At 67.0% G+C, this 16322-nt stretch carries 16 protein-coding genes; 9 read left to right on the top strand and 7 right to left on the bottom strand.

What is annotated here, in order from left to right:
* The first annotated feature begins 93 nt into the window (after positions 1-93).
* The 3 genes from BJG92_RS08990 (at position 94) to BJG92_RS09000 (ending at position 2829) form a co-directional block, all read left to right on the top strand.
* Positions 94-1509: an NAD(P)H-quinone dehydrogenase gene (locus BJG92_RS08990; protein ID WP_232083689.1), complete on the top strand. Its 1416-nt coding sequence runs from the start codon at positions 94-96 to the stop codon at positions 1507-1509.
* 148 nt (positions 1510-1657) lie between these two features.
* Positions 1658-2131 (top strand): DUF805 domain-containing protein, encoded by a 474-nt coding sequence (locus tag BJG92_RS08995; RefSeq protein ID WP_232083690.1) that lies wholly within the window; start codon positions 1658-1660, stop codon positions 2129-2131.
* 146 nt (positions 2132-2277) lie between these two features.
* Positions 2278-2829, top strand: a complete 552-nt coding sequence (locus tag BJG92_RS09000; RefSeq protein WP_232083691.1) for a flavodoxin domain-containing protein — start codon at positions 2278-2280, stop codon at positions 2827-2829.
* On the opposite strand, the gene BJG92_RS09005 is transcribed toward BJG92_RS09000, so the two are convergent.
* Complete coding sequence (locus BJG92_RS09005) at positions 2814-3515, bottom strand: hypothetical protein (RefSeq protein ID WP_232083692.1); 702 nt, start codon at positions 3513-3515, stop codon at positions 2814-2816. The genes BJG92_RS09000 and BJG92_RS09005 overlap by 16 nt on opposite strands.
* A gap of 343 nt (positions 3516-3858) precedes the next feature.
* Here BJG92_RS09005 and BJG92_RS09010 point away from each other — a divergent pair, with 343 nt between their 5' ends.
* Entirely contained in the window at positions 3859-4218 is a 360-nt protein-coding gene (locus BJG92_RS09010) for a hypothetical protein (RefSeq protein ID WP_232083693.1), read from the top strand.
* A gap of 307 nt (positions 4219-4525) precedes the next feature.
* Positions 4526-5938 carry an MFS transporter gene (locus BJG92_RS09015; protein WP_232083694.1) on the top strand — a complete coding sequence of 471 codons (1413 nt, stop codon included), beginning with the start codon at positions 4526-4528 and terminating at the stop codon, positions 5936-5938.
* 147 nt (positions 5939-6085) lie between these two features.
* Here BJG92_RS09015 and BJG92_RS09020 read toward each other — a convergent pair whose 3' ends face one another.
* From BJG92_RS09020 to BJG92_RS09030, 3 genes are all read right to left on the bottom strand, one after another.
* Positions 6086-6817, bottom strand: a complete 732-nt coding sequence (locus tag BJG92_RS09020; protein WP_232083695.1) for a glutamine amidotransferase — start codon at positions 6815-6817, stop codon at positions 6086-6088.
* An 82-nt stretch (positions 6818-6899) separates the two neighbouring features.
* Positions 6900-8702, bottom strand: coding sequence for a biotin carboxylase N-terminal domain-containing protein (locus BJG92_RS09025; protein ID WP_232083696.1), 1803 nt, complete (start codon positions 8700-8702; stop codon positions 6900-6902).
* A gap of 187 nt (positions 8703-8889) precedes the next feature.
* Complete coding sequence (locus tag BJG92_RS09030; RefSeq protein ID WP_232083697.1) at positions 8890-9570, bottom strand: nucleoside triphosphate pyrophosphatase; 681 nt, start codon at positions 9568-9570, stop codon at positions 8890-8892.
* A gap of 207 nt (positions 9571-9777) precedes the next feature.
* Between BJG92_RS09030 and BJG92_RS09035 the strand changes: the two genes are divergently transcribed.
* The 3 genes from BJG92_RS09035 to BJG92_RS09045 are packed head-to-tail and all read left to right on the top strand — an operon-like array spanning position 9778 to position 11653.
* The gene (locus BJG92_RS09035) at positions 9778-9945 is read left to right on the top strand and encodes a hypothetical protein (RefSeq protein WP_232083698.1); all 168 of its coding nucleotides are present in this window, start codon (positions 9778-9780) and stop codon (positions 9943-9945) included.
* A complete protein-coding gene (locus tag BJG92_RS09040; protein ID WP_232083699.1) occupies positions 9942-10700 on the top strand; it encodes a cytochrome b N-terminal domain-containing protein in 759 nt (252 codons plus the stop codon). Before BJG92_RS09035 ends, BJG92_RS09040 begins: the two co-directional genes overlap by 4 nt.
* Positions 10697-11653, top strand: a complete 957-nt coding sequence (locus BJG92_RS09045) for a hypothetical protein (protein ID WP_232083700.1) — start codon at positions 10697-10699, stop codon at positions 11651-11653. Before BJG92_RS09040 ends, BJG92_RS09045 begins: the two co-directional genes overlap by 4 nt.
* Before the next feature lie 108 nt (positions 11654-11761).
* Here the strand turns inward: BJG92_RS09045 and BJG92_RS09050 are convergent, their stop codons facing one another.
* From BJG92_RS09050 to BJG92_RS09060, 3 genes are all read right to left on the bottom strand, one after another.
* Positions 11762-14305, bottom strand: coding sequence for an MMPL family transporter (locus BJG92_RS09050; protein WP_232083701.1), 2544 nt, complete (start codon positions 14303-14305; stop codon positions 11762-11764).
* Position 14306: 1 nt separating this feature from the next.
* On the bottom strand, positions 14307-15014 hold the full coding sequence (locus tag BJG92_RS09055) for a TetR/AcrR family transcriptional regulator (protein ID WP_232083702.1): 708 nt from the start codon (positions 15012-15014) through the stop codon (positions 14307-14309).
* A 112-nt stretch (positions 15015-15126) separates the two neighbouring features.
* Complete coding sequence (locus BJG92_RS09060; RefSeq protein ID WP_232083703.1) at positions 15127-15522, bottom strand: YbjQ family protein; 396 nt, start codon at positions 15520-15522, stop codon at positions 15127-15129.
* 203 nt (positions 15523-15725) lie between these two features.
* Between BJG92_RS09060 and BJG92_RS09065 the strand changes: the two genes are divergently transcribed.
* Positions 15726-16313 (top strand): hypothetical protein, encoded by a 588-nt coding sequence (locus tag BJG92_RS09065; RefSeq protein ID WP_232083704.1) that lies wholly within the window; start codon positions 15726-15728, stop codon positions 16311-16313.
* The last annotated feature ends 9 nt before the right edge of the window (positions 16314-16322 follow it).

Below are 16322 nucleotides of genomic sequence, written 5' to 3' on the forward strand. Positions count from 1 at the left end.
TCGTGCCGGTGCCGTGATGCCCAGCACCGCACGCGGCACGGTGCACGCCCCGATTCTTGGAGCGCCGGGGCGGATAGGGGACAATAGACGATTGTGACTACGCATCCCGATTTCAGCTCCCCCCGCATTGCAATCCTCGGAGGCGGCCCCGGTGGCTACGAAGCCGCCATGGTCGCAGCCTCACTGGGGGCCCAGGTAACCATCATCGAACGCGCGGGGCTCGGCGGCTCGGCGGTGCTGACCGACGTCGTACCGTCCAAAACGCTGATCGCGACGGCGGACCTCATGACCCGCGTGGGCGAGGCCGGTGAGCTGGGCGTGAAGTTCGACGTCGACGGCGGCGAGTTCGCCCCGGTCATGCGTGCTGACCTCAAGCACATCAACGACCGCCTGCTGGGCCTGGCACGCAAGCAGTCCGACGACATCCGCGCAGGCCTGGAAAACCAGGGCGTCCGGATCCTCATCGGCTCCGGCAAGATGCTGGACAACCACACCATCGAGGTCCTCACCATCGACGGCACCGAAACCGTCGAGGCCGACGCGATCCTGCTGGCCGTCGGCGCCCACCCGCGTGAGCTCCCCACCGCGCGGCCGGACGGCATCCGCATCCTGAACTGGGCCCAGATCTACAACCTGGACGAGCTGCCGGAGGACCTCATCGTGGTGGGCTCCGGCGTCACCGGGGCAGAGTTCGCCTCCGCGTACAACGGCCTGGGCTCCAAGGTCACGCTGATTTCCAGCCGCGACCGGGTGCTGCCGGGCTCGGACACCGACGCCGCCGAGGTCCTGGAGGGCGTCTTCGAACGCCGCGGCCTTAAAGTGCTGTCCCGCTCGCGCGCCGAGACGGTGGAACGCACTGAAGACGGCGTCGTCGTCACCCTCGGGGATGGCTCCACCGTGACCGGCAGCCACTGCCTCGTCTGCGTCGGCTCCATCCCGAACACTGACGGGATCGGCCTCGAGGAGGCCGGCGTGGCCGTCACCGAGAGCGGCCACATCAAAGTCGACGGCGTCTCCCGGACCACCGCGCCGAACATCTACGCGGCCGGCGACTGCACCGGGGTCCTCGCGCTGGCCTCCGTCGCCGCCATGCAGGGCCGGATCGCGATTGCCCACTTCCTGGGCGACAGTGTGATGCCGCTCAAGCTGCACCAGGTCGCCTCGAACATCTTCACCTCGCCCGAGATCGCCAACGTGGGCGTCTCCGAAGCCGAGATCGAGTCCGGCAAGTATCAGGCCGACGTCGTCAAGCTGTCCCTGAAGAGCAACGCCCGCGCCAAGATGCGCAACCACCGGGACGGCTTCGTCAAGATCTTCGCCCGCAAGGGCTCGGGCACCGTGATCGGCGGCGTCGTCGTGGGCCCGAACGCCTCCGAACTGATCTTCGCCATCTCCCTCGCGGTGACCCAGAAACTGCACGTCGACGACGTCGCCAGCACGTTTACGGTGTACCCGTCACTTAGCGGTTCCATCTCCGAGGCCGCACGGCGCCTGCACGTCCATATGTAGCCTTTCGTCGGCGGGCCGCGCAGGTCCGGCGGTGCACGCCCACCGGCTCGCATGAACGCGGCGAAAATTCTCACTGTCCACCGGGTATTTTCGGCCGCCTACGGCCCTAGGATGAGTCTCGTCATTCGCACTCATTTAAGGGGACTACATGAGCTATCCGCAGCAGCAACCCGCGTTCTCGCCCGCGACCGGCGAAACACCGCTCTGGGCGCCGCTCTACGGGGCCAGCTTCCAGCAGGCCGTCCAGCGATTCTTCAAAAAGTACACCACGTTCTCCGGCCGGGCCAGCCGCAGCGAGTACTGGTGGTGGGCCCTGGTGTCCTTCGCAGTCAGCATCGTCATCAATGTCTTGACCAGCACCGGTATGACGACTGCAGCGTCCGGGGCAACCGCTCTGGGCCCCGGTGCCGTTGTCGGACTCATCCTTGGTGTGATCTGGGTGCTGGCGACGATCGTTCCGTCCCTGGCCCTCCTGGCCCGGCGCCTGCATGACGTAAACCTCAGCGCCTGGCTGATCCTGGTGGTCCTGGTGCCGTTCCTCGGCGGCCTGGCGCTCTTGGTGATGACAATCCTGCCAACCAACCCGGCCGGCCAGAGGTTCGACCAGCCCTCCGGCTACTAGCAAAACGCCTCCCGAACGCAAGCAGTCGGTTCTTGCATGGGAAAGCGGTGAACCCCTGCCCGGGAATCCGGGCAGGGGTTCTGCCCATTAAGCGCCGGGGACGTTGGACCCTAGCCTCTCCACCGCCAGTTCGGACACACTGAACCATGGCCAACATCTACATCCCGTACGGGACCGTCGAAGGACAGACAGCCCAGATTGCTGAGTACATGGCCGAGTTGATCCGTTCGCACGGGCACCAGGCAGAGACGGCGGACCTCAAACATGCCGGCGACACCCTTCCGGCCGGCTACGACGGCGTGATCGTGGCGGCCTCCGTTCACATGGGCAACCACGAGGCGTATGTCACGGACTTTGTTCAGAAGAACCGGAGCGAGCTCGAGCGGCTCCCGTCTGCCTTGGTTTCGGTCAGCATGTCCGCCCACGGAGACCAGGAAAATGCGGAGGGCTACGTGGAGAAGTTCAAGGACCAAACGGGATGGCGGCCTTCGCACGTCGGGTTGTTCGCCGGTGCGCTGCTCTACACGCACTACGGGTTTATCAAGAAGCACGTGATGAAGAAAATTACCCGCGACAAAGGCTCCCAGGACACGGACACTACCCGCGACTACGTCTACACCGAGTGGGACGGCGTCCGGCGCTTCACGGAGGATTTCCTGGCCGGGCTGGCTACTCTGCAGGCTCAGGAACAGGCATAGGGCGGAACGGCGTCGCCAGGGGTGAACGGCGTGAACCAGTGCTCGAAGTCCAGCATCCCGTCGTTGACGTGTCCCGCAGGACTGCCGCCGTCGGCGTCTTCATAGAGCGCCTCACTGTCCGCGCCGTCGAGCAGCACGTCCTCAACGCGCGCCCGCCAATCCTCCGGCAGGTCCAGTTCGTAGATGTCCTCGGTGAGTTCCGCCTGGTCGAGCAGGCAACGGACCGCCAGTTCGGCGGCGAGGCAGCCGGGGGCGGTCCAGCCGCGGACCAGGGATGCGGTGACGTCGGCGGCGACGGCGATGAACTTCTGGGTGAATTTCGCGTCGTAGCCGGCGGCGAACTGCGGCGGCAGCGAGGACAGGACCGAGGTCCCGGCGATGTCGGACGGGGTGACGGCTTCCAGATTGCTCAGCGTTCCCAGATCACGGAAGAGCTGGCCGATGAGGATGCCCGAGGAGTTCCACAGGAGGCCTGCCAGCAGGCGGGTCTGGCTCACGGCCTTCGTGCGCTCGCCCGGCGTGACGGCGGCCATCTCGGCCAGGTCCTCGGAATCAAACTGGAGCCGCTGCTCTGCCGTCATGTCATCGGGATGCGGGTCGAGACCCAGGAGCTCAAGGCTCAGCCCGGTGAGCTTCGCGGCGTCGGCCAGTAGTTCTTCGGTAATGTCATCGTCATCGGCGCTCATGGCCCCGATGCTACCGGGCTTATGTGGCCTGCCCGATTCCTGTGATGTGGACGTGTGCGGCGGATTGTCAGCGGGGCGGTAGCTCCCCTTCGAAGGAGGAATGACGGCCCTGACTTTGACCTTCCTCGTCTGACAACCTGAGAATGGCCCGCCGTGGGCTGGACGGAGTTCCCGATCGGCCTGAACTCCGAATTTTTTAGGCCCTGGTCCGAAGAGGCCCCGCGCGGTTCCTGCCCATGATCTGCGACGACGGGCGAGGACCCTACTGGCGACCACTACCGCACGGGCAATCAGGGAGTAAGACCTCTATCTCCGGGCGTGTCGCATATGGGATAGTGACGGAATGTTCCTTTTCGTGATATTGGCCATCTTTCTACTGGCCGTGTTTTGGCAATACATCTTGGCGGGGCTCGTCCTTTGGGTGCTCGTCCACACCATGCGCGCCGTGATCACCTGGACGGTGGCCGACGTGAAGCCGAACTACCGCCGGAGGCCGGTCCAGACCCGGCCTGTGGCCAGGCCCGTCCAGACCAGGCCCGCGCCCAAGCCTGCCCGCGAGCTGCCCGCGCCCGGCTACCTGCCCAGGTGGAATGCCGGCCGCCGGCTGGAGGCTGGCCGCGAGCTTGCCCAGTGGCAGAAGGAGTTCGACCAAGCAGCGTATTTTGCTAAGACCCTGCCGGGCTGGGGGTCCAAAACGGGCTAGCGCGGTCGCACCGGAGTCCGCCGACGGGTATTCCACCCCGGGCATCGGAGCCACGGCGAGCGCTGCGGCCCCTTGACGTGGGACGAACGGCGCGGCTGCGACGTTCGTAGCCGGCGCGTTGGTGGCGGTGTGAGCGTCGACGTGTGGCGTAGGGTGATGAGCATCACGCGAGACACTCTCGTGCGTCCAAATAGTGGACCGCATGTCCAGTGAATGGACGGCGGGAACTATTATCAGACGTATACGAATCCCCCTAGCCGGACGGTCTCAAGCGCCAGGAGTCCGGTCTTCATGAAAGTGCTACTACATGTCATCAACCGCCACTTCAACGGAGCCCGGGTCCGCCAAGCCGGTGAACTCGCGCGGCCGCGTCATCGTCGCCAGCCTGATCGGCACCACCGTTGAGTTCTACGACTTCTACGTCTACGCCACGGCCGCCGTCCTCGTTTTCCCGAAGCTATTCTTCCCGGGCCAGAGCGAGACCACCCAGCTGCTGAGCTCCTTCGCCGTGTTCGGCGTCGCCTTCATCGCGCGCCCGCTGGGTTCGATCGTCTTCGGCCACTTCGGGGACAAGTTCGGCCGCAAGGGCACACTGGTCGCCTCGCTGCTGACCATGGGTATTGCCACTTTCCTCATCGGCTGCCTCCCGACGGCGCTCGTCCCGGGCTGGACTTTCTGGGCCCCGGCCCTGCTCGTCGTGATGCGCTTCGCCCAGGGCCTTGCCCTCGGCGGCGAGTGGAGCGGCGCCGCATTGCTGGCCACGGAGAACGCCCCGTCCAACAAACGGGCCATCTACGGCACGTTCCCGCAGCTGGGTGCGCCGATCGGCTTCATCATCGCGAACGTGATCTTCCTGGTCTTCAGCTACACCCTGACGCCGGCTGCGTTTGAGGCCTGGGGCTGGCGCGTGCCGTTCCTGCTCAGCGCCGTCATGGTGATTATCGGCCTCTACGTCCGGCTCAAGCTGATCGAAACCCCCGCCTTCACCAAGGTCCTCGAATCCAAAGAAGTCGCCAAGCTGCCGCTTGCCCGGGTCTTCAAGACCAGCGGGCGCCAGCTGATCCTGGGCACGTTCATCATGCTCGCCACCTACGTGCTCTTCTACCTGATGACCACGTTCACGCTGACCTACGGCACCCGCGCCGCCAGCCTGGACGCCGCCAAGGCAGCTGCAGAGAAGGCCGGAAAGCCGATGACAGAGGCCGCCGCGGCCGCCTTCGTTCCCGGCCTGGGCTTCACCCGCAACGACTTCCTCTGGATGCTGATCGCCGGCGTCGTGTTCTTCGGCATCTTCACCCTGGTCTCGGGCCCGCTGGCCGAAAAGTTCGGCCGCCGCAAGATGCTGATCGCCGTGACCCTCGGCATCTTCGCCTTCGGCCTGCTCTTCGTACCGCTGTTCAGCGGCGGTTTCGTCGGCACCATGGCCCTGCTGATCGTCGGCTTCTCTCTGATGGGCCTGACCTTCGGGCCCATGGGTGCGCTGCTGCCGGAGCTGTTCCCGACGAACGTCCGGTACACCGGCTCGGCCATCAGCTACAACTTCTCCAGCATTCTCGGTGCGGCGGTGGCCCCTTTCATCGCCGTCTGGCTCTGGGAAATGGCGAAGGGCAGCCCCGTGCTGGTCGGCGTCTACCTCTCTGCCATGTCGGTCCTGACGCTCGTGGCGCTGTTCCTGAGCAAGGAAACCCGCGACCTGGACTACGAGAACAACGTGGCCTGACAGCCCGGGACCGCGTGGCCTGACCAGCCTCCCCATTTGCCGACGGAAACGCCCGGTGTGTTCGCTGAACACGCCGGGCGTTGCCGTGTCGGGAGCCGAATGCGCGGACGCAGCCGGGCAGGAGCGCAGGCCGCCGGCCGGGGACGCCTAGTTCGCGTACCTCTCCACGAAGTTCCGGAGGATCTTCATCGGTTCCGTGGCGACAAACCGCCTGGCGTCCTCCATCAGCATGTCGGCCGATTCCGGCGGGAAGTAGCCGGCGTGGCGGTAGATATCGATCCTGGTCACCAGCCCTTCGGCATCAAGCTCGGGGTGGAACTGGGTGGCGTACAGGTTGTTCTTGATCCGGAACATGTGAACCGGGCAGGCGGCGGAGCTGGCCAGAAGAACGGCATGGGAGGGCAGGACGGTGCAGGCCTCCTTGTGGCCGGTGAAGGCCGTAAAGCTCTCCGGCAGCCCGCGCAGGAGGGGATCCAGCAGCCCTTCTTCCGTCAGCTTGATGGCCACGCCGCCGAGCCCTTCGCCGTAGGTCCGGTCGATCACGGCGCCCTGGTGCCGGCCCAGCGTGCCGACCCCGTAACAGGCGCCCAGGAAGGGGTAATCCTCCGCAACGATCCGGTCCAACAACGCCGCGAGCTCGTGCTCCACCCGGTGCTGGACGTCGCTTTTCTGCCCGGCCGGGTCGCTGGAGGTGAACGGGCTCCCGCCCACAATCACGCCGGAGTATCCGGAGAGCTCCAGCTCGGGCAACGGTCCCGCTTCCATCCGAATGCGCCGCAGCTGGCCGGGTTCGAGCCCGCCGTAACGCAGGTAGGCGCGGTATTCGTCGTCGGCGGCGTCGTCCTCGGCGCGGGAGGCGAGGAGCAGGAATGGCTTCACAGACCAAGTCTGCACGGGCGGGACACAGGGGCGCCAGAGGCGCGCCCGCGTCCCGCCCGGCGGGGACTTCCGGGGGCCAGAGCTACTCGGCCGCGGCGTCCTCGATGAGTGCAATGACGGCGCCGGCGGAGACGGTCTCGCCGGCGGATGCGGACAGTCCGATCACGATTCCCGCGCGGTGCGCGGTGAGCGGCTGTTCCATCTTCATGGCCTCGAGCACGACGACGAGATCGCCCTCGGCAACAAGGGCGCCCTCGACCACGGCAACCTTGACGATGGTGCCCTGCATGGGGGAGGTCAGGGCATTGCCGCTGGCCGCAGCCACGGCTCCGCCACCGCGGGAACGCTTCTTGGCTTTCGCGGGCTTGACGGCGTTCGCGCCGCCACCGCTGCCCAGCGACGCCGGGAGGACGACCTCCAGGCGCTTGCCGCCGACCTCGACCACGACGCGCTGGCGTTCGCCGGCGTCGGCCGCCTCCGCCTCGGCGCCGGCGGGCGTCCAGGCGGGGATGTTGTTGACGAAGGCCGTCTCGATCCAGCGGGTGTGGACCTTGAACGGGCCCTCGGCGGGGGCGAAGTCGGGGTCGGTGACGACGGCGAGGTCGAACGGGATGACGGTGGGGATGCCTTCGACCACCATCTCCTCAAGGGCGCGGCGGGCACGCTGCAGGGCCTGCGGGCGGGTGGCGCCGGTGACGATCAGCTTGGAGAGCATCGAGTCGAAGTTGCCGCTGATGACGTCGCCCTGCTCCACGCCGGAATCGATCCGCACGCCGGGGCCGGTCGGGTTCGCGAGCCGGGTAATGGTTCCGGGGGCGGGCATGAAGTTCCGGCCCGGGTCCTCGCCGGTGATGCGGAACTCGATCGAGTGGCCGCGGACCTCGGGGTCCCCGTAGCCGAGGGCCTCACCGCGGGCCAGCCGGAACTGCTCGCGGACGAGGTCGATCCCGGTGACTTCCTCGGAGACGCAGTGCTCCACCTGGAGACGGGTGTTGACCTCGAGGAAGGAGATGGTGCCGTCCTGGCCCACGAGGAACTCGCAGGTTCCGGCGCCGAGGTAGCCGGCTTCCTTGAGGATGGCCTTGGAGGATTCGTAAAGGCGTCGGTTCTGCTCCTCGGTGAGGAAGGGGGCCGGGGCTTCCTCGACGAGTTTCTGGTTGCGGCGCTGCAGTGAGCAATCGCGGGTGGAGATCACCACGACGTCGCCGTAGGCGTCGGCCAGGCACTGGGTCTCGACGTGGCGCGGGGCGTCCAGAAAGCGTTCGATGAAGCACTCGCCGCGGCCGAAAGCTGCGACGGCCTCACGGACGGCGGATTCGAAGAGCTCCGGGATTTCCTCGCGGGTGCGGGCAACCTTGATGCCGCGCCCGCCGCCGCCGAAGGCCGCCTTGATGGCCACGGGCAGGCCGAACTTATCCACGAACTCGAGGATCTCCTCGGCGGATTCCACGGGGTCGGCGGTGCCGGGGACCTGCGGGGCGCCGACCTTTTCGGCGATATGGCGGGCCTGGACCTTGTCGCCCAGGGCGGCGATCGCGGCGGGGGAGGGCCCGATCCAGGTGATGCCGGCGTCGATCACCTTGGCGGCGAACTCGGCGTTCTCGGCCAGGAAGCCGTAGCCGGGGTGGATGGCGTCGGCACCGGAGCGGCGGGCCACGTCGATCAGCTTGTCCATCACGAGGTAGGACTCAGCAGCGGTGTTGCCACCGAGTGCGTAGGCCTCGTCGGCGAGCCTGGCGTGCAGCGCGTCGCGGTCAGGGTCCGCGTAGACCGCCACGGAGGTGATGCCTTCATCGCGTGCGGCACGGATGATGCGCACCGCGATTTCGCCGCGGTTGGCGATCAGCACCTTGCTCAGGGGACTTGTGCCCGGCGGGGTTGCCACGGCAGTGCCTCCTTGGGCTGATCGCTGCACGGGATTTGCGGACTGCTCCGAATTTGCTGACAAGGCGTCTCCTTCTTTCCTTCAGGGAGCCTAGCGCGGTTTTGTGGGGTCCGCCGATATTACTTGCGGAATCCGCGCGTAAAGCGTCCCGCCTTTGTAGGGTTGCTACAAAGTTCTGCGAATTGGCTCACTCTGCGCGCAGGACCGCCGGATCGGCGGCACCGCCGGTCCACAGTTCGGTGATGCCCACCTGCGCTTGGCCCAGCAGGCCGCGGAGGGTGGAAATGGACAGCCCGACGACGGCGTGCGGGTCGCCGTCGACCTTCCGGATGAACGCGCCGCCGTAGCCGTCGATCGTGAAGGAGCCGGCGCACTGCAGCGGCTCGCCCGTGACGATATAGGCATCGATTTCCTCAGCGCTCATCTCCATGAAATGCACCTCGGCGGACGTGACGTGGCCCAGGGTCGCGCCGGTGCCGGCGGTCTCTGTGGTGTCGCCATCGGCGTCCGTGTCCCTGCAGTCGACCAGCCAGTGGCCGGTGTGCAGCACGCCCATGCTGCCGCTCATCCGGAGCATCCGCTCCCTGGCGACCTCGGCGGTGTAGGGCTTGCCGTGCGCCTCGCCGTCGAACTCGAAGACCGAATCGCAGCCGATCACCAGGGCCCCATCGGCCTCCGGCAGCGAGGCGACGGCCTCGGCCTTGGCCCGGGCCAGAAGCAGTGCGGTGTCGTGCGGGTCGGTCACGCCGTAGCGGGCCTGGACAGCGTCCTCATCGACATCCGAGACGAGGATCTCGTGCTTGATGCCGGCGTCGGTGAGCAGCTTGGTGCGGGCGGGGGACTGGGAGGCAAGAATGAGGCGGGTCACCGCTCCAGCCTAGTTCACCGCAGCAGAGCAACGCGGGGTCACTTAGCGCCCATCCGGAGGGGAGTAATGGGCGGTAAGTGACCCCGCGTTGCTGGTGCGGGCCGGACGCCTGCGAGCCTGCGCCGGGCCGGGGGGCAAAAGACTCTAGCTGCGGACATCCGGCCGTGATGGGCTGGAATCGTGACTCCCTAGAGAATCGAGCAGCCCATGAGCGGATGGCTTGTCGCAGGCGCTGGCACGCTGGGTGTCGGAACCTATTTTGGCTGGGATGGCTTCACCATCCAGTCGGGAAACCTAGTGGTGATCGTGGTGATGATCATCCTGTTCGTTCTGGCCCTGGTCGTTCCGTTTCCCGGCGGGAAGCGGCGCAAATGAGCGCCCAGACCAAACCGGCACAGGGGTTGCCGGCGGACGACGACGCGCACACCTGGACCGGCAAGGCCCGCAGGTGGATGCTCGGGAAGCTCCCCCCGGACAAGCTCTTGCCCGAGGACCAGCCGAGCTATGTCATGTCGTGGGCCTATGTCTTCGGCATGGGGGCTATCGCTTCGCTGCTCTGGATCATCGTTTCCGGGGCCGTGCTGGGATTGAACGGACCCCAGTGGTACCACGTGTCCTCACTGGGCAGCTTCGTCAACAGCACCCACTTGTGGAGCGTGGAACTGTTCTTCATCTTCATGGTGGTGCACCTGTGGCTGAAGTTCTGGATGGCGGCCTGGCGCGGTGGGCGGGTTCTGACCTGGGTCACGGGGATGCTCTCCTTCGTCGTCTCCATCGTGGCTGCTTTCACCGGGTATCTGCTTCAGACGAACTTCGATTCCCAGTGGATTGCCTTCGAAGCCAAGGACGCGCTGAACTCCGTGGGAGTGGGCGCCTGGTTCAACGTGGCCAACGTCGGACAGATCTTCGTGTGGCACATCACCTTGCTGCCCCTGGCAGTGGGCGCCGTGGTGGTCCTGCATGTCCTGCTGGTCCGGGTCCACGGGGTTGTCCCACCGCTGGAGGCCGCCGAGGGCGACGCCCAACTGCTCGACGCCAGCCCGGCGCCCGGCCATCCTCCGGGGCCCAGCCATCCTCTAGAGTCCGCCAACTCTCAGGATTCCGCCGAACCTAGGGACGCAGCGCGATGACCACCAGGAGCAGCAGCACCACCTCGTGGCGCAGGAAGGACGACATTGCCGGCAGGCCGTGGATCGGCCGTGTCCGCGAATACGACCTTCTCAAAGAACTCACCATTGGCGTTGTGGTGGTCGGACTGCTTGTGCTCGGGGTGTCCGCCATCTTCGGGTCACCCGATGAGCCCAGCGTGAGTCTCAAGGCGTGGGCAAGTGCCGCCCCGGCGGATTTCGTCGCCACGGCCTCAAAAGAACTCGGCGGCACAAGCGACACCGCAGGTTACGGGCCGCCCTATAGCTCAACTCAGGACGCCGCGCAGACAATCGGTCCCATCGACCTCCAAAGTCTTTCGGGGGTCCGTCTTCCGATCGAAACGGCCAATGACTTCGTGATTGCGCCGCTTGAGACGTTGCCGTCCCCGCCGGCCGCCGTTGCCGAGTGGACGGCTGCGACGGATCAACAACGCTCCGACTGGACAGCCGCTTATTCCGACGCTCTTGCGGCTGCCCCTGACAACGACCCGGCCAACGTGGCCGACGCAGACTATGGCCCGGTTCCGGCATTGACCGGTGCTCTGCTGGACATGGCACGGCAGGGCACGCTGGACGGCGTGCTGCAGAGCGGCGGAAACTTCTACAACATGGACTACACCCGGAGCCTCCTGTTTCTGGGAGACGGCAGCTATTTTCCGGATCTTGCGGCCAGCCAGCACCTCACCGGCGATCAGTGGGGCGTGATGAACGAGACGGGCGACACGCCAGGGCAGTCCTGGCTCTGGCTCTTCTCGCTCCTCTACCAGGTGGAACCATTCAAGTCCTCGCCGAGTGTCGACGCCCTGGTGGTGGTCACCATGGTTGTCCTGACTGCGTTGCTGACCCTCCTGCCGTTCATCCCGGGGCTGAGGGCCCTGCCACGGAAGATTCCCCTGCATCGCTTGATCTGGAAGGACTACTACCGCAATCGCTGAGCGGCAGCCCCGCCGTCGCACTCCAGAGCAACGCGGGGTCACTTAGCGCCCATCCGGAGGGGATTAATGGGCGGTAAGTGACCCCGCGTTGCTTTAGTGGGCGGGCTGTCAGTGGGCGGTGACTTCCGCGGGCTCGGCAGGGGAGCCTTCGCCCGCCGCCTTGCCCGGCTGCCGGAGCTTGGCGCCTTCAACATCCACGTCCGGCAGGATCCGGTCCAGCCAGCGCGGCAGCCACCAGGCTTTCTCGCCCAGCAGGTACATCACGGCCGGGACGATCGTCATGCGCACCACGAACGCGTCGATCAGCACGCCGAAGGCCATGGCGAAGCCCAACGGCCGGACCATATTCAGGTGCGAGAAGATGAAGCCCGAGAACACGCTGACCATGATGATCGCGGCGGCGGTGACCACGGCGGAGGCGTGGCTGAAGCCGGACCGGACCGCCTGCTTGGCGGACTCGCCGTGCATGAAGGACTCGCGCATCCCGGAGGCGATGAACACCTGGTAGTCCATGGCCAGGCCGAACAGCACGCCGATCAGGATGATGGGCAGGAAGCTCAGCACAGCGCCCGGGTTCTCGACGCCGAAGAATGCGCCCAGCCAGCCCCACTGGTAGACCGCGACGACGGCTCCGAAGGCGGCGGCGAGCGAGAGCAGGAAGCCGCCGGTGGCCAGCAGCGGCACCACGATGGAACGGAACACGAGCAACAGCAGGATCAGCGAGAGTCCGACCACGATCGCCAGGTACGGGGGGAGGGCGTCGCCGAGCTTGGTGGACACATCGACGTTGCCGGCGGTCTGGCCGGTGAGCCCGATGCTGACCCCGGTGGCGTCCGTGATCTGGCCTTTTTCGGCGCGCAGCTGGGAGACCACCGTGACGGTGCTTGCGCTGGCCGGACCCTCCCGGGGAATGACCTGGAATACTGCGGTGCGGCGGTCCTCGCTGAGGGCCACGGGGACGGCTGCGGAGACGTTGTCGGTGCCACGCAGGATGTCCGCGACGTCGAGCTGCTTGGCCTGGGCCTCGGCCGCACTGAGTCCTGCGGGGAAGTCGCCCACCACCACGATCGGGCCGGTCATGCCTTCACCGAAGCTGCGGCCGGTGGCCTCGTAGGCCTTGTACGCCTGCGACTCGACGGGTTCGGACCCGCCGTCGGGCAGTGCGAGCCGCAACTGGCTGGCCGGGAGGGCCAGGATGCCCAGCAGCAGGACGCCGGCGAGCGTCGCCAGGACCGGATGCCGGGTGACCAGCCCGCCCCAGCCGTGGCTACTGCGTCGTTCGTCCGTGGCGCGGTCCTCGGTCTCGTGGCCGGGGGCGGCGTTGTGCCGCTCCGCTTTGGCCCAGGCGCGCTGGGAGATCAGTTTGCGGCCCACGAGGGAGAGCACGGCCGGAGTCAGGGTCAGGGCGACGACGACGGCGACCGCCACCGTAGCGGCCGCGGAGAGGCCCATGACTGCCAGGAACGGCAGTCCCGGGATGACGAGGGCGGCGAGGGCGATGATGACGGTCAGGCCGGCGAACAGCACCGCGTTGCCCGAGGTCCCCGTGGCGAGGGCAACGGATTCTTCACCGTCCATGCCCGCCAGGAGCTGGCCGCGGTGGCGGTTGACGATGAAGAGGGAGTAATCGATGCCCACGGCCAGGCCCAGCATGAGAGCGAGCATCGGGGAGATGGAGCTCATGTCGAAGACTCCGCTGAGGGCGAAGGTGCCGCCCACGCCCACTCCGACGCCCACGAGGGCCATGAGCAGCGGGAGTCCGGCAGCGATCAGGGTGCCGAGCATGATGATCAGCACCAGGGCCGCGACGGCGATGCCGAGGATCTCGGAGATGCCGAAGAGCTCCGAGACGTCCTCGGTGATTTCCTTGCTCGCATAGGCGGTGACCCCGGCGGACGAGACCTCCTGGGCGATGTCCTGGACCTGCTGCCGGACCTCGGGGGCAAGGCCATTGATGGAGGTCTTGAACTGCACCTGGGCGATAGCGGCCTTGCCGTCTTCGGAGACGAAGCGCATGCCCTGCGAGGCGGCGAGCTGGCGCTTGGCGAGGGCGAGCTTGGTGGCGCCGGCCTCGAGCTCCCGGGTGCCGGCGTCGAGCTTTGCCTGCCCTGCGGCGAGGGCCGCCTTCTGCTGGCCGAGCTGTGCTTCGACGGCGGCGGGCGGCATCCCGGCGGCGGTCATCTGCTGCTCGGCGGCGGCCAGCCGGGCCTTGCCGGCGCTGAGTTCCGCGGCGGACTGGTCCAGTTGCGCCTGGCCCGCGGCGGCCTGCTGTTCACCGGCGGCGAGGTCCGTGGAAGCCTTCTCCAACTGGGCCTGCGTGGCGAACGGGTCGACCGTTCCCTGGACCTGGGGAAGGGTCTTGAGTTTGGCCAGTGCCGCGGTGACGGCGTCCTTGCCGGCCTGGCTGAACCGGTCGTCCTTGGCTTCGAACACGATGCCTGCCGTGCCGCCCGAGGACTTGGGCAGCTCCTTCTTCAGCTTGTCCGCCATCTGCTGGGTTTCGGTGCCCGGGATCTGGAAGTTGTTGGACATGGTGCCGTGGAAGGCGGCCGCGGCACCGCCGACTGCCAGCATGACCGCGAGCCATACGGTGATGACCAGCCAGCGGTGCCGGTAGGAGAATTTTCCGAGACGGTAGAGCAGAAGTGCCATGTCAGTGCCGATCTGGGGAAGGTGTAGCGGGGGGCTGGGAAGCGAAACCGGAGCCGAGGAGGCTCATGGAATCGATGAGGAGTTGGCGCAGGACGGACAGGGACGCCGGACTGAGGTCGCCGCCGCAGCGGGCGAACCACACGTCCATGGCGGCTTTTCCGCAGGAAATGACAGAACCGGCGAGGGCGCGAAGGTAGAGCTCGTCGATCCCGGTGCCGGGGTTCTCGGCGAAGCGTTCGCGGGCGGCATCGATGATCTCAACGGTGCAGTGGTCCCACGCTTCCAGCTCGGAACGGCTGAGGGAGGGATTCGCCTGGCCCAGGCTGTAGAGCTCGGCCATGGGGGCCACTGTCATGGGGTCGGCCAGTTCAACCAGCGCCGCCCGCGCGGATTCCAGAATGGGCTCGCCAGCCGGGCGGAGCCGGAACTTCTGGAGCGCCTTGTCCAGGAATCCGTGGGTCACCGAGGCAATGGCCACCTCGGTGCTGCTGAAGTAGTTGAAGAAGGTGCGGCGGGAAATCCCGGCGGCCTCGGCAATGTCCTCCACCGTGAAGTTTCCGGGACCCCGCGTCCGGAGCAAATCCATGGCGGCGTGCGTGATGGCCTGCCGGGTGGCCGCCTTGTTCAGTTCCCGGCGTGAGCGCGGAGGGGCGCCGGGGGCGGCGTCAGGAGCGCCGGTGGCTGCCGTGGACAAAGAAGCGGTGGGCATATGAGTACACTACGTGCATGTTTGCACTCCGGGCAAGCTTTTCCCGGCGGCCGGAGCCGGCGGCCGGCGCGCGGCGCTCCCCACGGCGCTCCCCGAGGCGCCCGGCAGGGGTTCACTCGCGGCGGTCCCCCTGCTGCGCCGTCCTCGTCAGGTGGAGCGACTGAGCCGTGGCGCCCGGTTCGCCGTCGGCCAGCGGAACGGCGAAAACGGCCGTCCCGTACGCGCAGATATCCGACCAGCTGTTGGCCATATGCGATGTCTCGAAGCGCATCGCGACAATCGCGTTCGCGCCGCGCTGCTCGGCCTCGGTGACCATCCGCGCCATGACCTCCTGCCGGCTGTCATAGAGCACCTGGGTCAGTTCCCGCAGCTCGCCGCCCGCCAGGGAACGGAAGCCGGCCGCGACCTGGCCGCCGATGTCCCGGGAGCGGACGGTGAGGCCCATGACCTCGCCGAAGACGGCGTCGATACGGTGGCCGGGGATGTCGTTGGACGTTACGATCAGCATGCACCGAGCCTACCCACGTTCGGGGCCGCGGAACCGGAAGCGGAACACCCTCATGAACAGTCCGGCGGGATGATTCACAGGAAGATGAAAGGTTCCCGACAGCTCCCCGCGGACCTGACGGGGCACACTGGAATCGCTGCCTCTTGAAAGAGACACAGCACCAGCACGCAGCCGTCACACACGGCAGACCCAGGAGACACCACATGTCACGTACGAAGAGAATCACGCTCACCATCAGTGCAGCGGCCCTGGCACTCGGCGCCGGCCTTGGAGTCACCGGGATGGCGTCCGCCACGACACCGGCCCCCACACCCAGCTCCAGCACCCCGGCGGATGCGAATGCCACGCCGGGCGACGGCCAGGGCATGGACGAGGGCCAGGACATGCGCGGCGGCCACGGCCACGGCCGAGGCATGCGCGGCGGCTTCGGCGGCGTTCACGCGGCGGAACTGGCTACCAAGCTCGGCGTCGACCAGGCCAAGCTCACGGAGGCCCTGAAGGCATTCCGCGACGCCAACAAGCCGACCACCCCGCCGGCAGAAGGGACGAAGCCGGACCGGGCGGCGAGGGAGGCAGCCCTGGCCAAGTCCCTGGCAGCCTCGCTGGGCATTGACGAGTCCAAGGTCACCGCCGCACTCGAGGAAATCCGGACCGCGGAACAGGCCGGCCGTGCGGCAGCGCTGAAGACCAAGCTGGACAAGGCTGTCACCGACGGCACCCTGACCCAGGCCGAGGCCGACGCTGTCACCAAGGCGGTCGAGAAGGGCGTCATCGGCGGCGGCCGCCGCTAGGCCACCCCC

It is taken from the genome of Arthrobacter sp. SO5 (assembly GCF_020532805.1).
Taxonomy (GTDB): domain Bacteria; phylum Actinomycetota; class Actinomycetes; order Actinomycetales; family Micrococcaceae; genus Arthrobacter.